The following is a 16,582-nucleotide window of genomic DNA, read 5'->3' as shown; positions in this document are numbered from 1 at the left end:
TTAATCCACCCACGAATAGGAGAAATAATCATGTATTAAAAAAAGCTCACCCTCAATTTAATGAGAGTGAGCACCGTTCGGACTATTTAGAATGATACATAACCAATCGGATTTACAGCATTTGAACGTGCACCATTCCATGGACCTACGTGAACTTCAAAATGTAAATGTGAGCCTGTCGAACGGCCTGAACTTCCCATTTTTCCTATGGCTTGTCCTTTTGAAACAGATTGTCCAGAACTGACATTAATAGCGCTTAAATGTGCATAAACTGTGGTGAAAATTTGACCATTAATCGAGTGAGTAACCATGATTACATTTCCGTAAGTACCCATTGGTTCTGCGTGAGAAACAACGCCGCTTGCTGCTGAGACAATTTGTGTTCCAATACTATTTGCAATATCACTTCCGTAATGAAACTCATCACCTGAACCAATGTTACGACCGCCAAATGTAGACGAGAATTGACCAGCAGCTGGACGTGTCCATGTTCCTGAAGATGTAACTGGTGCAGCAGATGCTGGAGCTGGAGCTGAAACAGTTTCAGCTTGACGAGCAACTTCGATTAAACGAGATTGTTCTTTCTCAACTTTGTTCCCAACTTCTTTACTAACTTCGAGTACTTCTTCATGTTCTTCTTGAAGTTTATGTTTATCTTTAGTTAATTCCATTAGTTTTGTTTCTAGTTTTCCTACAAACCTATCTTTTGAAACTTTTTGAGAATCAAGATCTGCTTTAAGGTTCACTAATTTATCTCGACTTTGTTTTTGTTGAGTAAGTTTTTCTTCAACTGAAGTCTTTTGTTCTTCAAGCAATATTTTATCGTCCGCTTGTTCTTTCAAAATCTTCTTGTCTGCATCCATTAGAGTACTGACAGCAGAAAAACGGTCAATAAAATCTGCAAAACTACTAGCACCTAGTAAAACATCTATATAATCTACAGATCCGCCGCTAACTTGAACAGCTCTTAAGCGTTCTTTTATTAATTCGTCACGCTCTGCAATTTTCTTTTTCAATATTTTAATAGACTCTTGTAATTTTTCAATTTCAACATTCGTACGTTTAATCTTGCCCTGTATGTTATCAATCTCACTACTTGTTTTTTGAATTTTGCTGTCTAAAGTTTGAATTTGAGCCTGCAATCTTTCTTGATTCGTTTGATTTATTGATATGTCGTCTTTTTTCTGGTTAATTGACGAATTCAATTGATTACTTTTCTGGTCCAATTGTTTTTGCTCTTTTTTTAAATCGTTTATTGAGTTCGCCAATGTGGGAGATTGTGTCATTAATAATGAACATCCTAACATTGTTGCAATGGTTACTACCATCCATTTAGATTGTTTCTTTTTCATGTTCTTCCCCTTTCAAAATCGCGTTTATACGTTGAAAAATTTCCATCCATCCATAAATCTTGCCCCTTAGTAAAATATGTCTGTTGACTTGGTAGAAAAATGGAGTTAAAAGTATAAACTAAATAATTCACCTTCTAAATATGCTTGAAGCACATTAAATAACTTGTAACAAAGAAGAGTTACGAGTGTAATGGGTAAAATCATACGAAGTACCCCAATCCACATTCCTTCTAACACGAACAGGATTCGTACAAACCCATTTTGTCGCGCCTACTAGTTTCATAATTTTAATTTTGCGACGGCGTGATTGACATTTTTCATTTAACTTATATGTTTTTAACCACGTATGTTCTTTGCTGAGCTGCTTTATTTTTTCCGACGTGACTATCATAACAAGAAATTCGACAAAATATCATTACAATACTATTACAATAATCATTTATGTTTAATTTACCCATACAAACGCAAACATTTTGACCTACCCAACAACTTAGTGGCTTGAACTATTTTCGACAAAATAAAAAGATCAATGCCTAAATTCATAAGCCGTTCAGTTTTGGATCACTTTTTCCTAAATAAACGGACAAATAGTACCCAAATTAGCACCTCATTTCGAGGTGTTTTTATAATTAATAGAAAATTTTTATATTTTTAGAGGTGAAAATGGATCTTGTTGTATAATAAATAATAGAGATTTTCTTATTGAACTAACGCGGCAAGATAGTGAAATAAAGACTAATTTAAGGTAAACTGGAATCTTTATAATTGTTTGTTTTCTAAAAGTAAGAGTCTGTTGGAATTTATGTTAATGAATAGATAATCCATTTGTAGAAACTTTAACTTTTTATAAGAAAGGAGATGCTAATATGACTATCGGAATTATTGCCTTAATAACTATGGCTATATGGTTTGTTGCAATTCAAGAGTTTTTAAAACCTGAAAAAACTCAGAGTAACCAAAAAATAATTACTTTAACTTCCGCAGGCACCTTGCTAACATTAGTTCTAACCATTTCACTTTTTCAAGATTTATATTTTTAAACAATACAATATTATAAAACTTAACTTCCTAGTAATGAAATTTAAGTTTTTATTACTAATAGCAACTTTAAACTTTAATAAGCCAAAAAAAATTGGACTAACGGGTGCCTGGGACAAGATCCCGTCAAGTTAACTGTCCACCCCCTACTTGTAGAAACATGTTTGAGGCTGGTTGGGACGTAGATTTTTATCTGAAAACTATTTAAATAATCTTCTTTGTATTTATTTGTATCGGTTTCAATACAATCTAAAGATTTATCAAGTGTAAATTGAGAACAAACTCATAAAAATGGGAGAAAATAATAGGTGAAGGATATAAGTCTATTGATTTGTATCGTAGAAATTAGAAATAAAAGCGGCTCGAATTTACTAATAAAATAAGCGTACCTGAGAAGTAGATATCTCAGGTACGCTTATTTATTTATCTGAGTTAGTTCATCCTGTATCAATTCAAATTCAGCAAAATCCTCTGCAACTGTAATTGAAGGAAATACAGATAACCCTTGTTTCCGGAGTTTCTCAACTTCACTCGGTAAAAATCGTGCACTTATATGTTGAACAATTAAATGCTTCGCTTTACTTTCTTTAGCCACTTGTGCGGCTTGTGTAATGGTGGCGTGACCATACGGCTTAGCGAGGTCTTCGGTTCCTGCATCAAATGTAGCTTCATGAATGACGATATCTACTTCTTTACTTAATTCAATCGATGCCTGGCAAAAACGCGTATCTCCTAATATGGCTAAAGAAAATCCTTTAACTGTATCAGCCGTTACATCTTGACTATAAACAGTTTGCCCATTATCTAAAACCACATCATGACCATTTTTTAATTTCGCCAACATAGGACCTTTCGGCACACCTAGTTGTTGGGCTTTTTCAATTAACAATACGGGTGGAAGTGGTTTTTGTAAAACTCTAAAACCGAAACATGGCATCACGTGATCTAGCAATTTTGCTTCAATTGAAAATTGTTCATCTTCAAATATCTTGCCTTCTGTAATTTCGATAATAGTCAACTGATATTGTAATACGGTTCGGGATAAGCGTATTGTAGTGATAATCCACTCTTTTATGCCAACTGGTCCATATATGGTTAACGGTTCTTTTCCATCTAAAAAAGAGCGAGACCCTAGTAAACCTGGTAACCCGAAAATATGATCTCCATGCATATGTGTGATAAATATCTTTTCAAGTTTTCGTGGTTTTAACGTCGTATGTAACATTTGGTGTTGTGTTGCTTCTCCACAATCAAATAACCAAAATGTGCCTCTTTCTTGCATTAGTTTCACAACAAGCGCACTTGTATTCCGTTGTTTAGAAGGCATACCAGCTCCAGTACCTAAAAATTGCAGTTCCATATCATTTCTTCTCCCTATCTTTATGATCATCTAAAAAGTCTTTACTAAAACTCGTTTTAGACTCATAGGTTGGCTTTCTAGCTTGAGTTTGACCTCTAGTAATCATTTCTTTGCCAAATCTTTGTTGAAGTGATTCGACTAAATTTAAAATCGGCTCTTCTTTAGCGTGTTCTTCAAAATTATAAATAGATAGTTGCTCAGTTGAGTCCACACGATCTACCACATTGCTTACTGTCACACCTAAGAGACGTATAGGCTGTCCATCCCAATTTTTAGTAAATAAAGACCAAGCTATTTCAAAAATCTTTTCTTTTTCATAAACTAGATTCTGAAACGATTGACTACGCGAAGAATTTCGCCAATCTGTATCACGAATTTGTATTGAAACCGTTGGACCTGCTAAGCGCTTTGCTTCTAGCCTATTGGCTACTTGTGTACTTAATCGTTTAAACACTTTTTTTAATTCTTGAAGTTCGTTCTCATCACTAGGCAATGTCGTTGAATTGCCTACACTCTTCGTATCATACACAGAATCAGGATCTACTAAACGGTCATCGAGTCCATTTGCACATTTTTTCAATCGAATACCATTTTTCCCAAGAGCTTCTTTTAATACACCTTCTTCGGCTTTCGCGATATCTCCTATAGTTTGTAACCCAATACTATACATTTTTTTTGCCGTACTTTCACCTACACCATGCATGTCTAGAACTGGAAGTGGCCATAACATCTTATCTATATCACGTTTACGCAAAATTGTAATGCCCATCGGTTTCTTCATGTTTGACGCCGTCTTAGCTAAAAATTTATTCGGAGCAATTCCAATAGAACAAGGTAAGTCAAGTTCCATTAGCAATCTCTTTTGAATGTCGTCTGCTATTTGCAGTGCATTGAGATTGCTGTCGATATTTGTGACATCCATATATCCTTCATCTATCGAAACCGGCTCCACTTGTTTGGTATAAGTTCTTAGCACTTCAAACATAGCGTGAGATGCGATTCGGTACCGTTCAAAGTTAGGGGGCAATAATATCAGCTCAGGGCATTTACGTTTCGCTTCCCAGACGCTCATCGTTGTGTATACACCTTTTGCACGTGCCTCGTAAGAACATGTCACTAAAATCCCTCTACGTTCCTTCGGATTCCCTGCAATGGCAATAGCTTTACCTTTTAAGCTTATATCGTATGATTGCTCAACAGATGCATAAAAACTATTCATATCAATATGAAAAATTATACGAGCATTCCCTCGTTTTATGCTTGTCATGGCCTCATCGCCTTTTCTAATTCTTTCTATTATCATAACAAAAATCGAGACAACAGGGCATCCTGAAGTCTCGATTTTTATAAAGATATATTAAGCTTGTGTAGCAGAAACTTTTACAATTTCCACAAGCAAATCAGACAATTTCTCAAGTTCATTTATAGGCATACGTTCATTTTTCGTATGAATGTCTTCATAGCCAACTGACAAATTAACAGTAGGAATGCCGAACCCAGCTATAATATTTGCGTCACTTCCTCCACCACTAGTTGCTAGAGTTGAAGTAAGACCTATATTCTTTACTGCTTGAAGAGCTACTTGAGTAACATGTTCTTCAGGACCAAAACGGAATCCAGGATACATCAGCTTCACTTCTACTTCAGCTATGCCACCCATTTCTTTGGCTGTTTCTTCAAAAGTTGATTTCATATGTTCCGTTTGTTTGTTTAATTTGTCGGGAACAATTGATCGAGCTTCTGATAAAATATTCACTTCATCACAGACGATGTTCGTTGCACGACCACCTTCAAAACTGCCGATATTAGCAGTTGTTTCTTCATCAATTCGACCAAGAGACATTCTTGAAATAGCTTTAGCTGCGATGTTTATTGCGGAAATACCTTTTTCAGGTGCCACACCAGCATGTGCCGTTTTCCCGCGAATGGTTGTCCATAATTTCGCTTGGTAAGGAGCTGCTGTAACAATACCTCCCACTTTCCCATCGGAGTCTACAGCAAAGCCATATTTCGCGGTAATTAGAGAAGTGTCCATTTCTTTCGCGCCTTGCAAACCACTCTCTTCTCCAGCAGTAATAATAAACTGAATATCCCCATGTTCAATTGACTCTTCTTTCAAACGTTTTGCCATATCTAATAGAGCGGCAATACCAGCTTTGTCGTCTGCACCTAAAATAGTTGTTCCATCCGAATAAATATAACCATCTTCACGAAGTTCAGGTTTAATTCCTTTACCCGGAACCACTGTGTCCATGTGTGATGTGAAATAAATCGTATCTACATCAGATTTAGTTCCTTTTAAAGTTGCGATTAAGTTCCCTGCACCATGACCACTTTTAGCAGCTGAATCATCTTCAATTACATCAAAACCTAAATCTTCTAATTTTCTTTTTAGAATAGGCGCAATAATTTGCTCATGTTTTGTTTCAGAATCAATTTGTATAAGTTCTAAAAATTCATCAACTAATCGTTGATTGGTCAAGTGAAAAACTCCTTTATAGTGGGATATTCCCATGCTTTTTGGCTGGTCGTGTTTCTTTTTTATTGCGCATCATATCTAGCGCTTGAATAAGTTTAATACGTGTTTCCCGAGGATCTATAACATCATCTACCATACCTCGAGCAGCAGCTACATAAGGATTTGCGAATTTCTCGCGATATTCCTCGATTTTTGTCGCACGGGTTTGTTCAGGATTGTCGCTTTGCGCGATTTCCCGGGAAAAGATTACGTTTGCAGCCCCTTGAGGACCCATTACCGCAATCTCTGCATTTGGCCAAGCAAACACTAGATCCGCACCAATTGACTTCGAGTTAAGTGCTACATATGCCCCACCATAAGCTTTTCGCAAAATGACGGTCATTTTCGGAACAGTTGCTTCTGAATACGCATACAAAATTTTAGCACCATGACGAATAATTCCTCCGTGCTCTTGCTTAATTCCAGGGAAAAATCCAGTTACATCTTCAAACGTAATGATTGGAATATTAAAGGAATCACAGAATCGAATAAAACGAGCTGCTTTATCTGAAGAATTGATATCAAGACCACCAGCCATTACTTTTGGTTGATTACATACTAACCCGACGACTTCACCTTTAATTCGAGCAAGTCCGATTACGACATTACGAGCAAATTCTTTTTGGACTTCCATGAAAGAATCTTGATCCACAACTTGTTCAACGACTCTCCGAATATCATAAGGACGAATCGCATCAAAAGGAACGACATCCGTTAAATCTGGACGATAATCGTCCAGATTGTCTACTTCAAGTCGAGGTGGTTTCTCATCATTATTTTGAGGTAAGAAACTTAATAAGTCTCTAACTTGTTGTAATATTTCTTGTTCCGTTTCTGCACGGAAATGAGCATTACCACTGATGGCATTATGTACTTTTGAACCACCTAAGTCTTCAGAAGAAATTTTTTCACCTGTAACAGTTTCAATTACTTTCGGACCAGTAATAAACATTTGACTCGTTTTATCTACCATAAAAACAAAATCCGTAATAGCCGGAGAATACACAGCTCCACCAGCACAAGGACCCAATATTACAGATATTTGTGGAATAACGCCTGAATAGATTGTGTTGCGATAGAAAATATGTCCGTAGCCATCAAGTGATAGGACTCCTTCTTGAATACGCGCACCACCCGAATCATTTAAGCCAATAAAGGGAGCACCGTTTTTAGCAGCTAAATCCATAACGTTGGCAATTTTCATTGCATGCATTTCACCAAGTGCTCCACCAAAAACGGTAAAGTCTTGTGAGAATAAATAAATGGCACGACCATTTACTTTACCATAACCTGTTACGACACCTTCTCCAGGACCATTTTGAGTGTCCATACCAAAATCAACCGTACGATGTTCAACAAATGGGTTTAATTCAACAAACGTCCCTTTATCTACTAATAAATCAATACGTTCACGAGCTGTTAATTTACCTTTTGCATGTTGCTTTTCAATTCGTTCGTCTCCGCCCCCAAGCTCAATTTCACGCTTACGATCGTATAAGTCATTAATTTTCTCATAAATATCCATGTATTTTACCCCTTTAGACCGCTTTTATCACATAATTCATATAGCACACCATATGAAGATTTAGGATGTAAGAATGCAACTTGTGCACCGCCCGCTCCAATTTTCGGTTGTTCATTTAATATACGAATGCCTTTTTCGCGTAGTTCAATCATCCGTTCTTCAATACCTTCGACTCCAAAAGCAATATGATGAATGCCCTCACCTTTTTTTTCAATAAATGCATGAATCGCACTTTTTTCTGACATAGGCTCTAGTAACTCTAGTTTGACATTACCTGCATCGATGAAAGCCACACGAACTGCTTCAGATGTAACTTCTTCAATCTTTAATACTTTTAAACCTAGAATATCTGTATAGTAAGGGATTGTTTCATCTAAATTTCTAACGGCGATACCGATATGATCGACCTTTTTCAAATTAGTCACACCCTTCTGCTTTCTCCACTTTCTATTGTACCGATTTTTATTTGAAAACTCTACCTCTTGAGATTTTTTTCAGTTTCCTCTAAACTTATAAATAGTGAGGTAAAGGAGTTGTTTGGGATGCGTAACGAAAGTTTCCGAAAGTTCATCGTCTATTTAATGATTATCATGATGGTATTATCTAGTGCATTGTTTGGTTTAAGCTTATTCTTTTAAATTAAGTGTAAAGCGCACTCTAACCTGGTAACTGCGTTGGATAGCTAGAGACATATTGACAAAAGTTATTACTTTCTAATTCTAACAATAGACAGCTTTGAAGGAGTAATTAGTCCTTCGAAGCTGTCTTTTTTTTCGTAGTGAAGCCAATAAAGTTACTTTTTATCCGTAAATATTGTTCCATTTCTTCAATAAACTGGTACAGTGCAGCCATAGCTAAAAAGTTTTCATGATCTTTAGGTAATGGCATTGTAGAAAATTCTTCTTTAACTTCATCTAGTTTGGAAATAAAACGATGTGCCGTATTTCCGGAATGCACATGGTTCGCCAAATCTTCAATAAAGTCCGCTACAAGTTGTGAATGAGAAATAGTAACAGGTAACGCTGTAATCTTTGGAAGAACTCTTTCAATTATTTCGAACTGTTGTTCTCGCATATCGAAATAAAGATAATGCAAATTTTGTCTTCTATTTAAATGATTCTCTACATCTTGATAGGCGAGAGCTTTGCCTTTTTCAATCACTTCAGATACTTGTACAAGTTCTTTCCCATCCCAATTCGAATCACCATTACGTAAATACAACGCAACTTCATGAAAAATCTTTGCGTACAAAGATTCGAGGTCTAAACGATATTTTTTTAAATCTTTTTCAATGTCTGGCATGTACATATTTACGAGCAATGCGACACCAAAGCCGACAGCCATCAATTGAAATTCGTTCCACATCAACGACATTGTCAAGGATTTCGCGTCAAATAAATGCAGAAGTATTACCACACTCGAAACAAAACCATCTTGAAGTCTAAAAGACACAAGAGTTGGAATAAAAAGTAATATTAAAAGACCGAAAACAATTGGATTATACGCTATACCTTCGAAAAAGATGAAAGCAAATCCCACACCAATAATAGTCGAAATAATACGGGAATATACGGCCCGCAATGACTTCCTTTTGGTTGGTTGAATACATAACACAGTTAATATAAAAGCAGAACTGTAATAATCCAAGTCTAAAAACATTGCGATCAGCATGGCAATACTTGCACCTACTGCTGTTTTTAGCGTGCGATAGCCGATACGAAATCGTCTAAATTGCATTCTTTCACCATCTTTCTTAGCTTAAAGAGGCACACCAATAAGCGTAGAAGTCCATTTTTGTTAGACTGAAACTTCGGAAAGACCGAATTAAAAACAGGAGATTCCAAGCCGAATCTTGAAGATAGACTAACTTACAAAAGTACAAAAAAGAGCACTAATTCAGTGCTCCCTTTTCTATCTTATAGTTCGTCACAATGTTCTTCAAAAAGTGCTTGAATATGTGTGATTACTGACATTGGATCATGACCTTCAATTTCGTGGCGGCCAACTTCAGCGACAGCTTGTCCATCTTTTAAAAGAACAAATGAAGGTGATGATGGCAAGTGTTCTTCTCCAAATAGCATACGTGCTTGAGCAGTGGCTTCTTTATCTTGTCCTGCAAATACTGTCACTAAATGATCTGGGCGTTTATCGTAGTGAACCGCGTTCGCAGCAGATGGACGGGCTATGCCACCCGCACAACCACACACCGAGTTAATCATGACTAGTGAAGTACCTTTACGAGCAAATGCTTTTTCAACATCTTCTGGAGTCGTCAATTGCTCGTAGCCGCTAGCTTCCATTTCACCACGTGCTTGACGTACTATATCATTCATTAATAAGTTAAAATCCATGTTCATTTGTAAAACTCCTTTCAATCTTCAATTCCCATAATATCATTTCATTAATAGACACGCAAAAACTAAGTTTTACTATCGACAGGAAATAAATTTTCAACTGCTTGTGACACCGTAATATCACCTTGTAATATTTCTTTTTCGAGAAATTTAACTTGTGTTTTCGTTTCTGGTAATCCATAAAAATTGTCCATTAATCGATCTGTAATCATAGTATGAAACCACTCTTTTGTTTGAGATTGACGACGTTCTATAAAAACACCTGAATCAATTAACTTCTCTTTAAAAGAACAAATATCTTCCCATACTTCATGTATTCCTTTGTTTTCAACGGAAGAGACAGGCATAGCTTTGGTAGTCCAACCTGGAGTAGCAGGTTGTAGGAAATGAAGAATTTGCTCATACTCAGCTGCGGTTTTCTTCGACATTTTCGTATTGTCGCCATCAGCTTTGTGCACGACTAGCAAATCAGCTAATTCCATTATGCCTTTTTTCATACCTTGTAATTCATCCCCAGCACCTGTTAATACCATCAACATAAAGAAGTCGACCATGCCGCGCACAATTGTTTCGCTTTGTCCCACACCGACCGTTTCAATTAAAATTACGTCATAGCCTGCAGCTTCACAAAGTAACATGGTTTCCCGTGTTTTTTTATGAACCCCACCTAACGTTCCTGCCGTAGGTGATGGACGAATAAATGCGTTCTCATATCTAACGAGCTCTTCCATTCTTGTTTTATCACCTAATATACTGCCTCCAGAAAGACTTGAACTCGGATCTATGGCGAGTACTCCTACTTTAAAGCCTTTATTACATAAATATATTCCGAACGCTTCAATAAACGTACTTTTCCCTGCACCAGGAACACCCGTTATACCTATTCGAATGCTCTTTCCAGTGTGCGGGAGAAGTTCTTGTAATAATAGTTGACCTGTTCTTTTGTCTTCAGAAACAGTACTTTCAAGTAACGTGATGGCTTTAGCCAAATGGAACCTAGAACCAAGAAGAATTTCACGAGAAAATTCATCGACAGAAATCTCTTTTTTAGATGTCCGTCGAAATTGCTTTCGGGTCGCTTGTCCCACTCCGTCATGCTTTGAGTTGAGGCCATTCATAACGTTCATAGCACTTTTCTGTTGATTCTCTTGACCTTCCATTATTCAGTCACTTCCTCATACCCAAGACGTCGGTAAATTTCTTCTATGACTTTTCCTGCCGCCACAGGAATCACCGTTCCTGGTCCAAAAATCGCAGCTGCTCCATTTTCACGCAAGAACGCATAATCTTGAGCAGGAATAACCCCACCTACAACAATGAGAATATCTTCACGTCCAATTTTTTTCAATTCACTTTGGAGTGCTGGCACTAATGTCATATGGCCTGCAGCAAGAGAACTAACGCCAATTACATGTACATCGTTTTCCGCCCCTTGCCTAGCTGTTTCTTCAGGTGTTTGGAACAATGGTCCAATATCTACATCAAATCCTAAATCGGCAAAGGCAGTGGCAATGACTTTAGCTCCACGATCGTGTCCATCTTGTCCCATTTTAGCAATTAAAATTCGGGGGCGACGCCCTTCATTTCCTTTAAAGTCTTCTGTCATATCTTTAACCGCTTGAATTTCTTCTTCATTTGAAAAGTTTGAACTATATACACCACTCACGGAACGAATCACCGCCTTATGTCGACCTGATACACTTTCAATGGCATCTGAAATTTCACCAAGAGTAGCACGAACTCTCGCCGCTTGTACTGCGCATGCAAGTAAATTCTCTGCCCCTGTTTTCGCTGCGTTTGTAAGGGCATTTAGTGCAAGTTGAACTTCATCATCATTACGCGTTTGTTTCATTTTTTCAATTCGATTAATTTGCTTTTGTCGCACAACCGTATTATCAATATTTAATATATCAATCGGATCTTCTTCGGCTAATCGGAATTTATTAACACCAATTATAATTTCTTTTCCTGAATCAATTTGTGCTTGTTTTTTTGCAGCGGCTTCTTCAATTTTCATTTTTGGTAATCCTGTTTCAATCGCTTTTGTCATTCCACCCAGATCTTCTATCTCTTCAATCAAAGACCATGCTTTTTGCATTAATTCATCCGTTAATTTTTCAACGGCATACGAACCGCCCCACGGGTCAATGACTTTTGTCATCATAGTTTCCTCTTGCAAGAAAAGCTGGGTATTACGAGCAATACGAGCTGAGAAATCTGTAGGTAAAGCAATGGCTTCATCCAGTGCATTAGTATGCAATGACTGGGTATGACCCATTGCTGCTGCATTTGCTTCAATTAGTGTTCGTGTAACATTATTGAACGGGTCTTGTTCTGTTAAACTCCATCCTGACGTTTGAGAATGAGTTCGAAGTGCTAGTGATTTCGGGTTTTTCGGATCAAAAGTTTGCATCATCTGTGCCCAAATCCGACGAGCTGCTCTCATTTTAGCCACTTCCATAAAGTAGTTCATACCGATAGCCCAGAAAAACGATAACCTAGGGGCAAATGAATCAATATCAATGCCGGCTTTTAACCCTGTACGAACATATTCTAGACCATCAGCAAGCGTATAAGCTAATTCAATATCAGCAGTGGCCCCTGCTTCTTGCATATGATAGCCGGATATTGATATCGAGTTGAATTTCGGCATAAATTTCGATGTGTATTCAAATATGTCAGCAATAATTTTTATTGACATTTTTGGTGGATAAATATACGTATTACGCACCATATACTCTTTTAAAATATCGTTTTGAATCGTTCCAATAAGTTTCTCAGGTGAGACGCCTTGTTCTTCTGCTGTCACAATGTAAAAAGCTAAAATCGGTAATACTGCACCATTCATAGTCATCGATACAGACATTTGATCAAGAGGAATACCATCAAACAAAATTTTCATATCTTCAATTGAATCAATCGCTACCCCTGCTTTTCCAACGTCTCCAGTTACTCGTGGATGATCGGAGTCGTATCCACGATGTGTTGCTAAATCAAATGCAACCGACAATCCTTTTTGGCCCATCGCCAAGTTTCTACGATAAAATGCATTGCTTTCTTCTGCAGTCGAAAATCCTGCATATTGGCGCACGGTCCAGGGCCGTGACACATACATCGTAGGATAAGGTCCCCGTGTATTTGGCGCAATTCCTGGGAAATCTGACATATGCTCTAGTGATGCTACATCTTCTTTTGCATATCTTGACGTCAGTCGTATGCCTTCATTAGTTAGAAAGGAATCTGTAGAAGCAGATTCCTTCTTCTCTTGAGAAACAAAATCCTCTAATTGAATCGCTTTGAAATTAGGCTTCATATCCACGTATCCCTTCCTTTTTGACATGTAACAGTTGATACATTTTTTCAATCAAATCTTGTCCTGCAAAAATAGTACCGTTTAAACCTAATTCACGCCATTGTTGTTCTTCAGGGAATTTCCCTGCAACATCAATAATCATTTGTTTATCTGATTGCTCAATAAATTGCGGTAAGATTTCTTTCACAACCTCATCTTTTGCGGCTATCACAACATAGTCAACATGATTTAATTTCACCCAACGCCATGCATCAACAGAAGTTGTAAAAACGGGACTTATTTCGGGATTTAACCCACCTGCTTGCAAGAAGCCTTGAACAAAATCAGCCCTTGGTTTAGCATCTTTTAACACGCCAAATGAAACCACAGCAGCCTTTAATGTGTGCTCTGTAAATTGATTTCGTAGTTGTTCAAATGGAATGGCCAATCTTTCTGTTTCAACATCGGTATCAGTAGTTGAAACTACGTCTACTGGATTAGCGTATATATTCGTTCCAATCAAGGATGCTTTGCGTTTTGCTAGAACCTGCGTTCTTGAAGTTTGTACTTCACGAGCCAACGCCAATAAATAACCTTCTTGATCTTCAGACTTTTTTTCTAATACTTGTAAAAATAAAGCCCATGATTGACGAACAAGATCTGCCGTTAATGATTCGACATAGTAAGACCCCGCAGAAGGGTCAATCATTTTATTGACCATCGTTTCTTCCCGAATAACGAGTTGGACATTACGTGCAATTCGTTCAGATGATGGTGAGCTGCCAGTTAATATATCATAAGGGTGAACGCTGATCATATCCGCCCCTCCTAAAACTGCAGAAAACGTTGCATTTCCCGCTCGTAATAAGTTTACTGTTGGATCAAGTTTTGAATAAGATCGTAGTGAAGTCTCAGCTACCATAGGAATGGACGTTTGTTCGACGTCATATGCAGTAGCAAAAGCTTTCCATAATACACGGAATGCACGTAGTTTTCCGATTTCCATAAAGAAATTCGTATCAATCGCAAACTGGACAGCTGCTTTATCCGAAAAATCACTTTGCTTCTCTGCTAGTTTTGACAAAGATAACAAGGCATACGCTAGTTCATGAACAGCGGTACCCCCTGCTTGGTGGATGAAATTAGTTGATATCACTGTCTTTAAAAATGGTAATGAAACACCATTTACAAAACCAATTAACTTTTCATGATCTTGTTTTGAGATAAGGTCAAAAACACCAATTACTTGATCATTAGTTGTTTTTACGGAAATATAGAATGGATGAGTTTTTAATAGCTCCACTAATTCTAGAAGCTCTTCGTTGGACCAGGACCATGAAGTAGAAGTACCAGTGTAGACAATCATTTCGTTTCCACGTGTAAGTTGTTCTTTTGTTTTATGTAAAAATTCTTTAGCCGAATTGGCAGATGTTGGTTGAGCAATTAGCCATTTTGCATCTTGTTTGGCTTGAGAAACCATTTCGGAATAATTTAAGGTTTTTTGTAAATGTTCAGCAGTATACAAAGGTTGAAGGTCAATTCCTTCAAAAGTAGGTGTAACCAGTTGCTCATACGGTTTACCTTTTAACGATTGAACAGCTTCAACTTTCCATTCTTCATAAGTTGCTTTAGGAAACGTAGTGTTTTTCATTTGATTGATGACCATAGTGTCGCTTGCGCCTCCTTTGAATTTGTTACTTACTTCTAGTCTACCCGATTTTTAACTTTGATAATAGAACAAAAGCCCGATGACCGAAAATTTCGGCATCGGACTTTTTAATTTATGACTAGTTTTAAGCGCTCAGCTATCAGTTAGTACACGGATGTATTTTCTTTTGTCATGTTTTCTAAGATTTCTTTCACGCGTGCTAAGAAGTTTCCACAAACTAGACCGTCTAATACACGGTGATCAAGAGATAGACATAAATTAACCATATCGCGAGCAGCAATCATACCACCATCCATTATTACTGGACGTTTAACAATTGATTCTACTTGTAGAATAGCCGCTTGAGGATAATTGATAATGCCCATCGATTGAATTGAACCAAATGATCCAGTATTGTTTACTGTGAAAGTTCCACCTTGCATTTCGTCAGATTTCAACTTACCTGCACGTACTTTGCTTGCAAGTTCATTAATTTCGCGACCAATGCCTTTGATTGTTTTTTCATCAGCACTTCTAATAACCGGAACATATAATGCATCTGGCGTCGCAACTGCGATTGAAATATTGATGTCTTTTTTCTGTATGATTTTATCGCCAGCCCACATTGAGTTCATCATTGGGTATTCTTTTAAAGCTTGAGAAACAGCTTTTACGAAGAAAGCGAAATACGTTACATTAAAGCCTTCTTTTTTCTTGAATTCATTTTTAATGCTATTACGGTATTGAACAAGGTTCGTTACATCCACTTCGATCATTGTCCATGCATGTGGTGCTTCATGCTTACTACGTAACATGTTGGCAGCAATTGCTTTACGAATTCCTGTAACAGGAATTTCGATATCACCAACAGCTAATGGAACATTTACAGGAGCAGCTGTTTTAGCAGCTGGAGCCGAGCTTTGTGCCGCGGCAACATTTTCTGCTTTAGGAGCAGATTGTTCAGCTTTAGCCGTTGGGATATTTCCGCTTTCGATAATGGCTAATAAATCTTTGCGTGTAATACGTCCTTCATTACCAGAACCATCTACAAGTGTTAAATCAATATCATTTTCTTGTGCGATTTTCAGCACTGCAGGTGAATAACGAGCTTTTGACCCTTTTTCACGTTCAACTGGAGCCGGAGCCTTATTAGATGCAGTAGCAGGCATTTCTGCAGCTACTTTCTTGTCTGTCGAGGCAGCATTTGATGTCGTCTCTTCAGAAGAAGAAGCTCCACCTTCCGTTTCGATAGTACAAACAATCGCACCAACTTCTAAAGTTTCGCCCTCTGTTGCGATGAGTTCTTTAATCACACCAGTAAATGAAGACGGGACTTCAGCCGTCACTTTATCAGTAGTTACTTCCGCAAGTGAATCGTATTTATTAACTTTATCACCCGGTTGAACTAACCATTTTTCGATTGTTCCTTCTGTTACAGATTCGCCGAGTTGAGGCATTTTAATTTGTTCGATTGCCAAGTGTAACTCCTCCTTTC

At 37.5% G+C, this 16,582-nt stretch carries 15 protein-coding genes; 2 read left to right on the top strand and 13 right to left on the bottom strand.

What is annotated here, in order from left to right:
• Nucleotides 1-86 precede the first annotated feature (86 nt).
• Together E2636_RS07425 and E2636_RS19555 are read right to left on the bottom strand one after the other, a co-directional pair.
• On the bottom strand, nt 87-1,352 hold the full coding sequence (locus E2636_RS07425) for a murein hydrolase activator EnvC family protein (protein ID WP_134209628.1): 1,266 nt from the start codon (nt 1,350-1,352) through the stop codon (nt 87-89).
• A 105-nt stretch (nt 1,353-1,457) separates the two neighbouring features.
• Nucleotides 1,458-1,589, bottom strand: coding sequence for a hypothetical protein (locus E2636_RS19555; RefSeq protein WP_279587115.1), 132 nt, complete (start codon nt 1,587-1,589; stop codon nt 1,458-1,460).
• A 629-nt stretch (nt 1,590-2,218) separates the two neighbouring features.
• On the opposite strand from E2636_RS19555, the gene E2636_RS18945 reads away from it, so the two are divergent.
• A complete protein-coding gene (locus tag E2636_RS18945; protein WP_166669492.1) occupies nt 2,219-2,392 on the top strand; it encodes a hypothetical protein in 174 nt (57 codons plus the stop codon).
• Between the two features lie 413 nt (nt 2,393-2,805).
• Here E2636_RS18945 and rnz read toward each other — a convergent pair whose 3' ends face one another.
• The 5 genes from rnz to mce all read right to left on the bottom strand — a co-directional run bounded on the left by rnz (nt 2,806) and on the right by mce (nt 8,209).
• Complete coding sequence (rnz, locus tag E2636_RS07415; RefSeq protein WP_134209627.1) at nt 2,806-3,750, bottom strand: ribonuclease Z; 945 nt, start codon at nt 3,748-3,750, stop codon at nt 2,806-2,808.
• Between the two features lies 1 nt (nt 3,751).
• Nucleotides 3,752-5,017 carry a DNA polymerase IV gene (locus tag E2636_RS07410; RefSeq protein ID WP_134209626.1) on the bottom strand — a complete coding sequence of 422 codons (1,266 nt, stop codon included), beginning with the start codon at nt 5,015-5,017 and terminating at the stop codon, nt 3,752-3,754.
• Nucleotides 5,018-5,107: 90 nt separating this feature from the next.
• Nucleotides 5,108-6,232, bottom strand: a complete 1,125-nt coding sequence (locus E2636_RS07405) for a M20/M25/M40 family metallo-hydrolase (RefSeq protein WP_243840743.1) — start codon at nt 6,230-6,232, stop codon at nt 5,108-5,110.
• A gap of 13 nt (nt 6,233-6,245) precedes the next feature.
• Nucleotides 6,246-7,793, bottom strand: coding sequence for an acyl-CoA carboxylase subunit beta (locus E2636_RS07400; protein WP_134209624.1), 1,548 nt, complete (start codon nt 7,791-7,793; stop codon nt 6,246-6,248).
• Between the two features lie 5 nt (nt 7,794-7,798).
• Complete coding sequence (gene mce / locus E2636_RS07395) at nt 7,799-8,209, bottom strand: methylmalonyl-CoA epimerase (RefSeq protein WP_134209623.1); 411 nt, start codon at nt 8,207-8,209, stop codon at nt 7,799-7,801.
• A gap of 126 nt (nt 8,210-8,335) precedes the next feature.
• Between mce and prli42 the strand changes: the two genes are divergently transcribed.
• Complete coding sequence (gene prli42 / locus E2636_RS18940; RefSeq protein ID WP_017380040.1) at nt 8,336-8,431, top strand: stressosome-associated protein Prli42; 96 nt, start codon at nt 8,336-8,338, stop codon at nt 8,429-8,431.
• Between the two features lie 109 nt (nt 8,432-8,540).
• Here prli42 and E2636_RS07390 read toward each other — a convergent pair whose 3' ends face one another.
• From E2636_RS07390 to E2636_RS07365, 6 genes are all read right to left on the bottom strand, one after another.
• Complete coding sequence (locus tag E2636_RS07390) at nt 8,541-9,530, bottom strand: aromatic acid exporter family protein (protein ID WP_134209622.1); 990 nt, start codon at nt 9,528-9,530, stop codon at nt 8,541-8,543.
• Nucleotides 9,531-9,709: 179 nt separating this feature from the next.
• Complete coding sequence (locus E2636_RS07385; protein ID WP_017380042.1) at nt 9,710-10,150, bottom strand: BrxA/BrxB family bacilliredoxin; 441 nt, start codon at nt 10,148-10,150, stop codon at nt 9,710-9,712.
• A 62-nt stretch (nt 10,151-10,212) separates the two neighbouring features.
• Nucleotides 10,213-11,307: a methylmalonyl Co-A mutase-associated GTPase MeaB gene (gene meaB / locus E2636_RS07380; protein WP_134209621.1), complete on the bottom strand. Its 1,095-nt coding sequence runs from the start codon at nt 11,305-11,307 to the stop codon at nt 10,213-10,215.
• A complete protein-coding gene (gene scpA, locus E2636_RS07375; RefSeq protein WP_134211767.1) occupies nt 11,307-13,460 on the bottom strand; it encodes a methylmalonyl-CoA mutase in 2,154 nt (717 codons plus the stop codon). Before scpA ends, meaB begins: the two co-directional genes overlap by 1 nt.
• Nucleotides 13,450-15,105, bottom strand: a complete 1,656-nt coding sequence (locus E2636_RS07370) for a methylmalonyl-CoA mutase family protein (protein ID WP_134209620.1) — start codon at nt 15,103-15,105, stop codon at nt 13,450-13,452. Before E2636_RS07370 ends, scpA begins: the two co-directional genes overlap by 11 nt.
• 146 nt (nt 15,106-15,251) lie before the next feature.
• Nucleotides 15,252-16,565 carry a dihydrolipoamide acetyltransferase family protein gene (locus E2636_RS07365; protein ID WP_134209619.1) on the bottom strand — a complete coding sequence of 438 codons (1,314 nt, stop codon included), beginning with the start codon at nt 16,563-16,565 and terminating at the stop codon, nt 15,252-15,254.
• Nucleotides 16,566-16,582: the final 17 nt, after the last annotated feature.

This window comes from Paenisporosarcina antarctica (genome assembly GCF_004367585.1).
GTDB lineage: Bacteria > Bacillota > Bacilli > Bacillales_A > Planococcaceae > Paenisporosarcina > Paenisporosarcina antarctica.
This window is presented reverse-complemented; position numbering and strand designations above follow the sequence as displayed.

Coding starts and splice junctions, on each gene's coding strand:
- E2636_RS07425 (WP_134209628.1), bottom strand. CDS start 1,352: ATGAAAAAGAAACAATCTAAATGGATGGTAGTAACCATTGCAACAATG.
- E2636_RS18945 (WP_166669492.1), top strand. CDS start 2,219: ATGACTATCGGAATTATTGCCTTAATAACTATGGCTATATGGTTTGTT.
- rnz (WP_134209627.1), bottom strand. CDS start 3,750: ATGGAACTGCAATTTTTAGGTACTGGAGCTGGTATGCCTTCTAAACAA.
- E2636_RS07410 (WP_134209626.1), bottom strand. CDS start 5,017: ATGACAAGCATAAAACGAGGGAATGCTCGTATAATTTTTCATATTGAT.
- E2636_RS07400 (WP_134209624.1), bottom strand. CDS start 7,793: ATGGATATTTATGAGAAAATTAATGACTTATACGATCGTAAGCGTGAA.
- prli42 (WP_017380040.1), top strand. CDS start 8,336: ATGCGTAACGAAAGTTTCCGAAAGTTCATCGTCTATTTAATGATTATC.
- E2636_RS07390 (WP_134209622.1), bottom strand. CDS start 9,530: ATGCAATTTAGACGATTTCGTATCGGCTATCGCACGCTAAAAACAGCA.
- E2636_RS07385 (WP_017380042.1), bottom strand. CDS start 10,150: ATGAACATGGATTTTAACTTATTAATGAATGATATAGTACGTCAAGCA.
- meaB (WP_134209621.1), bottom strand. CDS start 11,307: ATGGAAGGTCAAGAGAATCAACAGAAAAGTGCTATGAACGTTATGAAT.
- scpA (WP_134211767.1), bottom strand. CDS start 13,460: ATGAAGCCTAATTTCAAAGCGATTCAATTAGAGGATTTTGTTTCTCAA.
- E2636_RS07370 (WP_134209620.1), bottom strand. CDS start 15,105: ATGGTCATCAATCAAATGAAAAACACTACGTTTCCTAAAGCAACTTAT.